Raw genomic sequence first — 6,324 nt, forward strand, 5'->3', positions numbered from 1 at the left:
GTTCTTCGGCGCTTTCGGACTCGCAAAAAGGTGCCAGCATCCCGCCTGCCCACCAAGAACAGCCATGCGGGCCAGGCTTGCCAGCTTTGTCATAAATGCGCACATGAACGCCGCGAGCAACAAGCTCGCTAGCAATGCAAAGTCCGGCAACACCGCCACCAATGATAGAAATATTATTCATGATGCCACAACTTATGAAAGTGATGAACAGGCCCATGACCACTGCCGATATTCAGATCGTCAGCTGCCTTGATCGCCCCTTGCAGATAGGCATGTGCGACAGTTACCGCATTGGCCATATCCAGGCCGCGCCCAAGACCTGCTGCTACGGCTGAAGACAAGGTGCAACCAGTGCCATGCGTGTTGACAGTATTGAGACGCGGCGCGGTCAGGCGTAATGGCGAATGTTTCACGTGAAACAAAATATCGGTGCATATATCAGCACTGCCATGCCCACCTTTCATCAGCACGGCTTTGGCGCCTTTGGCAAGCAAAGCTTCGCCCTGCATCTGCATCTGCGCTGCATCATCAGCTTGTGTGACCCCCAGAAGATGCGCGGCTTCGGGCAAATTGGGTGTCAGCAGACTTGCGCGCGGCACCAGCTTTTTCAGCAGATATGCGACCGCATCATCAGCCAGCAAGGCGTCACCTGACTTGGCGATCATCACCGGATCAAGCACGATATGACCAGCAAAATTGGCGAGGCTGTCAGCGACCACATCGATCACGTCACAGGTTGCCAACATGCCGATTTTGATGGCTTTGACATCAAGATCGGACAGCACCGCTTCGATCTGTTGGGCAATCACATCCACCGGAATCGGGTGAACAGCGGTTACGCTTCTGGTGTTCTGGGCGGTCACAGCCGTGATGACGCTGGCACCATAGACGCCTAAAGCGCTGAAGGTTTTCAGATCAGCCTGAATACCAGCCCCGCCACCACTATCAGAGCCTGCAATTGTCAGAACTATTTCGCTCATAGAGTTACATTTCGTCAGCTATGTCGACGAGCGATTACGGTATAAGAGCGGAGTACTATCCGTTTCCTACGCCGGCATTGCCCGGATCAGGTTCTATGGGTTGGCCAGACGGCCTCTCAGTTCACACGAACACCCCAACGGTTTCTTTTTTATGACCTATCTTGCAGATTTTATCAAGCCTGATGGTCTGGGGCATATTGAAAAGGGTGCAAAGCTATGCCAATGTTTTTTATTAGTTAAACATAATTTAAAAATATGATTGGCGTGAGCTGAATCCCTGTTGCTTTAAGGAGCATGTAATGACTGTTGAATTGGCACCAAGACCCGCTAATGAAGAACGACGTGCCCAAGCTGTTGTGAAAACGGGAATGTTGGATAACGACCAAGGCGATCTTTTCCAGATATATTGTGATCTGGCGAAGGATATTACGGGGTTTGACACTGCGACATTCAGCCTGTTTGATGCCGATTTTCAATGCCATATCGCGGCTGCCGGACGGGAAACTGAAGGCAAGAGCGTCCGCGATGTTCATAATGTTTGTTCCTATGTTTTGCTGAGTACTGATCCACTCATGGCACCGGATTTAAGTGAAAGTGAACAGTTCAAGGATTTCCCAAATATCAAGAATGCCGGGCTGAAAAAGGGCTATGCCGGCTTTCCGGTCATTAACAAGGATAATTATGCGCTTGGCACATTGTGCATGGTTCATGATACGCCCAAGGCGATGAGTGAAGATAAGATCGAGCTTGTCAAAAAGATCACCGTCAATATGGCGCATCAGCTAGATATGCAAACGGAACAGCGCGAATTGACGTCGCAAAAAATGCTGAAGGCACTGGATATTTTCGCCGAGAACAACCCTGATTGTGGGTTTGACGATTTCAAGCATTTCATCCGTCTGTGCTGTGACTTTGACATAGATATGGATGATGGTGCGCGGTTGCAGGCATCTGGCCTTGCCGAGCTTGTCGAAACAGGCAAGGTCGGTTTGTCGTCACAGGGGCGCAATCTGCAATTCGAGATGGGGTTGCAGACCAAGGTGATGAACAAGATCAAGATCACAGGCGATCAGGCCAATATCATGCTTGATGATATGCTGTCACAAATTAGCGGCCTTTAGGCAAGGTTGCGAAGCACAAGAACGCACCCCGACATCAGCATCATGATGATAAGCAGACGTCGAAAGGCGTCATTTTGCATGCGCCTGAATAAGGCAATGCCAGCTTGTGCGGATAATAGTGCCACCGGTATCGCAACTGCCAGATATGAAAGTGTCTGTATGTCATAGGCACCGTTAAATGCCAGCATCGCTGTGCCAAGTGACAAAACCACAAAATTGAATGGTTGCAGAACCGCGCGAATTTCGGCTTTTTCCCAATCGCGTACCGCATTCCACATCATCATCAACGCACCAGACAGAGAGGCGGCACCGCCAAAAATTCCTGATATGAAACCAACCAGCGCATCAGCCGCAGGCATTGACCAGGTCACGCGCGGCAAGGATCGCTGTGCCAGAAAAAACAAACCATAGATGATGGATATGACGCCAATGACAAGCTTCAGAATAGTGGCATCAAGATAGGTTAGGCTGGCCACGCCAATAGGAACACCCAAAATGCCCGGTATAAGAAACCATAATAAGCGCCGGTAATTGTTACGGATCGCGGTGCGCACCACCCAGACACCCTGCACACCAACTGTAATGGATACAGCCAAGGTTATCGCAACCGCTTGCACAGGTGGCATGATATGAAGCCAGAAACCAAGTGCAAATAGGGCTGTACCGAATCCAGCCAGTCCATTGATAAACCCGCCACAAGCCGCGCCAAGTGCAAGAAATATATAAAAGCCAGACATCATTTTGGTTTATCTGGTTTTTTGGTGCGTTGAAAGCGTCGTCCGCTCATCACCGCGTCATGGCCAAGTTTGCGCGACACTGTATCAAGCGCGTCTTCAAGCCGGTCAGCTCGATCATCATCCATCTCGAACATATCAAAGAGGCTGGCATCCGGTGTCACATCACCAAATTGATCGACACCAACACCAAGCAAACGATAGGTACGATTTGGTGCAACTTCGGCTTTGACAAGGTCGCGCGAAATGGCAAACAGGATATGTGCTTTGTTAGTGCTGGTCTGCATGGTCTTGCTTCGGGTTAATATCTGATGGTTGGCACGTTTCAATTTTATGATCAGGCGTGATCCGCTGATATTTTTGGCTTTGAGGCGCGTTGAGACTTTCACACATAGAGCTTCGAGTTCGGCTTCCAGATCATCAAAGCTGGATAGGTTTTTATTAAATGTGGTCTCGCTTGAGATGCTTTTGGCTGCGGCATTGTTAGCAACTGGGCGCGGGTCAATACCGCGGGCAAGTGCCTGAATCTGGCCAGCCTGTTTGCCAAGCACAATGCGAAGCGCCTGCATATCCGCATTGGCCAGATCGCCGCATGTATAAAATCCAGCAGCGTTCAGCCGCGCGATTGCTGATTTACCCAAACCATATAGAACGCCAAGATCCTGTCCCGCCAGCCAGCTATCAACATCTTTCATGCCAATGATGAATAACCCATCTGGCTTGTCACGATCAGATGCCATTTTTGCCAGTGACTTTGTACCACTTAATCCAATCGATACAGTGATGCCGATTTCATCACGGATTTCATGTTGAAGGCGCACCAGTGCTTCGACCGGACTACAGCGATGCAAGGTGCGTGTACCGCTTAGATCAAGAAAAGCCTCATCAATGGAAACAGGCTGAACCAGCGGTGTTAGTGAGAACATCTTGTCACGGATCTGGTGACTGACAGTAACATAGTGACTCATCCGTGGGTGGATAACAACTGCATCAGGACATTTTTTCATCGCGTGCCATGTCGGCATGGCGGAATGAACGCCAGCTTTTCGGGCAATATAGCAAGCTGCCGCCACAACCCCACGTTCGCGGCCACCAACAATAACAGGTTTGTTGCGAAGTTCTGGATTGTCGCGTTTTTCAACTGACGCATAAAAAGCATCACAATCGATATGGGCAATGTTCAGATCGAACATTTCGGGGTGGCTTCTTATGTCATGCCCGTTACATGCCGGACAGGTTGTTGGGGCTACATCATCACCAATGAATCCAGCCTGCCCGCATGAACGGCACAGAATAGCAAATGATGAAGTTGTCGAAATTGAAGGCGCCATAATAGAAGTGTAGCTGTCACGCTATTTGCGCGCTATGGTAAAATTGCCCCTGATACGTGAGATTTAGATAAGAGATATATGATCGGCGGTTTTTGCGCAGGGATGTCAGGGTGCTTGAAAGATGCCGCATAAAATACCATTTACGATCAGGTGATTTTGGTTCTGGAGACCGTTATGTCGAAGATGCAGCCTTTTGTATGGGATGACCCGTTTCTGCTGGATAGCCAGCTTGAGGAAGACGAAAGATTAATCCGCGATTCCGCCGCCGCCTTTGCGGCTGAGCATCTGTTGCCGCGGGTCGAAAATGCCTATATGAACGAGACTGTCGAGCCAGAGTTATTTGGTTTGATGGGGCAAACTGGACTGCTTGGGATCACAATACCCGAACAATATGGTGGTATTGGTGCTAGCTATGTTGCCTATGGCCTTGTTGCCCGCGAAGTAGAGCGCATTGATTCAGGCTATCGTTCGATGATGTCCGTACAATCATCTTTGGTGATGTTTCCGATTTATGAATATGGTTCAGAAGAACAACGCCTGAAATATCTGCCGAAACTGGCGAGTGGCGACATGATTGGCTGTTTTGGTCTGACCGAACCAGATGCCGGATCAGATCCAGCAGGCATGAAAACGCGGGCTGAAAAAACCGCCAATGGTTATCGGATTTCAGGGTCAAAAATGTGGATTTCAAACGCGCCTATCGCGGATGTGTTTGTTGTCTGGGCACATTCGGATGCGCATGATGGCAAGATCAAAGGGTTCATTCTGGAAAAAGGCATGGCCGGACTATCGGCACCAAAAATTGGTGGCAAGCTGTCTTTGCGTGCGTCAGTGACAGGTGAGATTGTTATGGATGGCGTCGAGGTAGGCGAAGATGCGATACTGCCGCATGTTGAAGGGTTAAAAGGACCGTTTGGCTGTCTTAATCGCGCCCGTTATGGCATCAGCTGGGGCGTTATGGGCGCGGCAGAAGATTGCTGGCATCGCGCGCGTCAATATGGTCTTGATCGCAAGCAATTTGACCGTCCCCTTGCACAAACCCAATTATTCCAGAAAAAGCTGGCTGACATGCAAACCGAGATTTCGCTGGGATTGCAAGGTGCTTTGCGCGTTGGGCGGTTGATGGATGAAGGCCGTTTTGCGCCGGAAATGATCTCGATCATGAAGCGTAATAATTGTGGCAAGGCGTTAGATATTGCGCGGGCGTCACGCGACATGCATGGCGGTAATGGTATCCAGATTGGTTATCATATCATGCGCCATGCACAGAATCTGGAAACGGTGAATACCTATGAAGGAACGCATGATGTGCATGCGTTGATCCTTGGGCGCGCACAAACCGGCCTGCAGGCGTTCTTTTAGGCCAGAATTCAGGTTATATATAAAGAAGCGATCTGTGATCGCACGTCAGGGCAAATGCGCATCGAAATGCGTTCTGATCGCGGCTAGCATGTCCGGTGTGTCGGCATCCATGAACTCGGTTTTGTCAGGCCAGTCAATGTGGGTAATTGACTTGTCATGATCACTAATGATCTGGCGGGCGCCTTCATCACCTACAAGTGTTGCCAGTAATCCGAAAAAGGCCTTGCCAAAAATCACAGGATTGCGGTGTTGCCCCGCATGGCATGGCAAGGTGATGCTGTTATCGGCGTCGGGGTTGTCTTTATGTGCTGTGCATAATGTGTCGATCAGCGCTTTAGACACTAGCGGCATGTCACCTAGTGCGATCAATATATCGTCACTGTCTTTTGCAATGGCCTTTAGCCCAGCCTTTACCGAGCTGGCCTGGCCATCGGTGTAATCGGGGTTTTTGATGATTGTAACAGGTAGATCATCCAGCGCTTCAATGACCGCATTGGCTTTATAGCCAGTCACAACAATGATGTTGTCAAAATTACTTTTACACAGATTTTTCACACTATGCCGGATCAATGGTGCGCCGCCCAAAGGGGCCAGTAATTTGGTGCCAGTCAGCATGCGTCTGGATAGGCCAGCGGCAAGCATGATCGCGGTTATTTTGCGCCCTGTCATTTGCCGTTCCGTGTTGCTATTAATTCGGCCAGAATAGATATGGCGATGTCTGCCGGATTCTTTGACCCAATATCAAGGCCAGCCGGGGCGTGTATTCGTGCAATGCTGTCAGCATTACATCCAGCCG

At 49.8% G+C, this 6,324-nt stretch carries 8 protein-coding genes and 1 riboswitch; of the genes, 2 read left to right on the forward strand and 6 right to left on the reverse strand.

Going from position 1 to position 6,324, the window contains the following annotated elements:
• A partial coding sequence (locus tag ABNT28_RS09525) for an FAD-dependent oxidoreductase (protein ID WP_348721462.1) occupies window positions 1-181 on the reverse strand: 181 nt, incomplete at its 3' end.
• On the reverse strand, window positions 174-980 hold the full coding sequence (gene thiD, locus ABNT28_RS09530; RefSeq protein ID WP_348721463.1) for a bifunctional hydroxymethylpyrimidine kinase/phosphomethylpyrimidine kinase: 807 nt from the start codon (window positions 978-980) through the stop codon (window positions 174-176). The genes ABNT28_RS09525 and thiD, both read right to left, overlap by 8 nt.
• A gap of 46 nt (window positions 981-1,026) precedes the next feature.
• Window positions 1,027-1,127: riboswitch (TPP riboswitch) on the reverse strand.
• A 152-nt stretch (window positions 1,128-1,279) separates the two neighbouring features.
• On the opposite strand from thiD, the gene ABNT28_RS09535 reads away from it, so the two are divergent.
• Window positions 1,280-2,101: a GAF domain-containing protein gene (locus ABNT28_RS09535; protein ID WP_332924457.1), complete on the forward strand. Its 822-nt coding sequence runs from the start codon at window positions 1,280-1,282 to the stop codon at window positions 2,099-2,101.
• Here ABNT28_RS09535 and ABNT28_RS09540 read toward each other — a convergent pair.
• Entirely contained in the window at window positions 2,098-2,841 is a 744-nt protein-coding gene (locus ABNT28_RS09540; RefSeq protein ID WP_332924456.1) for a sulfite exporter TauE/SafE family protein, read from the reverse strand. The genes ABNT28_RS09535 and ABNT28_RS09540 overlap by 4 nt on opposite strands.
• Entirely contained in the window at window positions 2,838-4,166 is a 1,329-nt protein-coding gene (locus ABNT28_RS09545; RefSeq protein WP_348721464.1) for a DNA polymerase IV, read from the reverse strand. Before ABNT28_RS09545 ends, ABNT28_RS09540 begins: the two co-directional genes overlap by 4 nt.
• A 174-nt stretch (window positions 4,167-4,340) precedes the next feature.
• Here ABNT28_RS09545 and ABNT28_RS09550 point away from each other — a divergent pair, with 174 nt between their 5' ends.
• Complete coding sequence (locus tag ABNT28_RS09550; RefSeq protein ID WP_348721465.1) at window positions 4,341-5,528, forward strand: acyl-CoA dehydrogenase; 1,188 nt, start codon at window positions 4,341-4,343, stop codon at window positions 5,526-5,528.
• A 45-nt stretch (window positions 5,529-5,573) separates the two neighbouring features.
• Here the strand turns inward: ABNT28_RS09550 and ABNT28_RS09555 are convergent, their stop codons facing one another.
• The gene (locus ABNT28_RS09555) at window positions 5,574-6,197 is read right to left on the reverse strand and encodes a nucleotidyltransferase family protein (RefSeq protein ID WP_348721466.1); all 624 of its coding nucleotides are present in this window, start codon (window positions 6,195-6,197) and stop codon (window positions 5,574-5,576) included.
• Window positions 6,194-6,324: XdhC family protein (locus ABNT28_RS09560; RefSeq protein ID WP_348721467.1), on the reverse strand; the 131-nt coding region annotated here is incomplete at its 5' end. The genes ABNT28_RS09560 and ABNT28_RS09555, both read right to left, overlap by 4 nt.

Source organism: uncultured Candidatus Puniceispirillum sp. (genome assembly GCF_963979125.1).
Classification (GTDB): domain Bacteria; phylum Pseudomonadota; class Alphaproteobacteria; order Puniceispirillales; family Puniceispirillaceae; genus Puniceispirillum.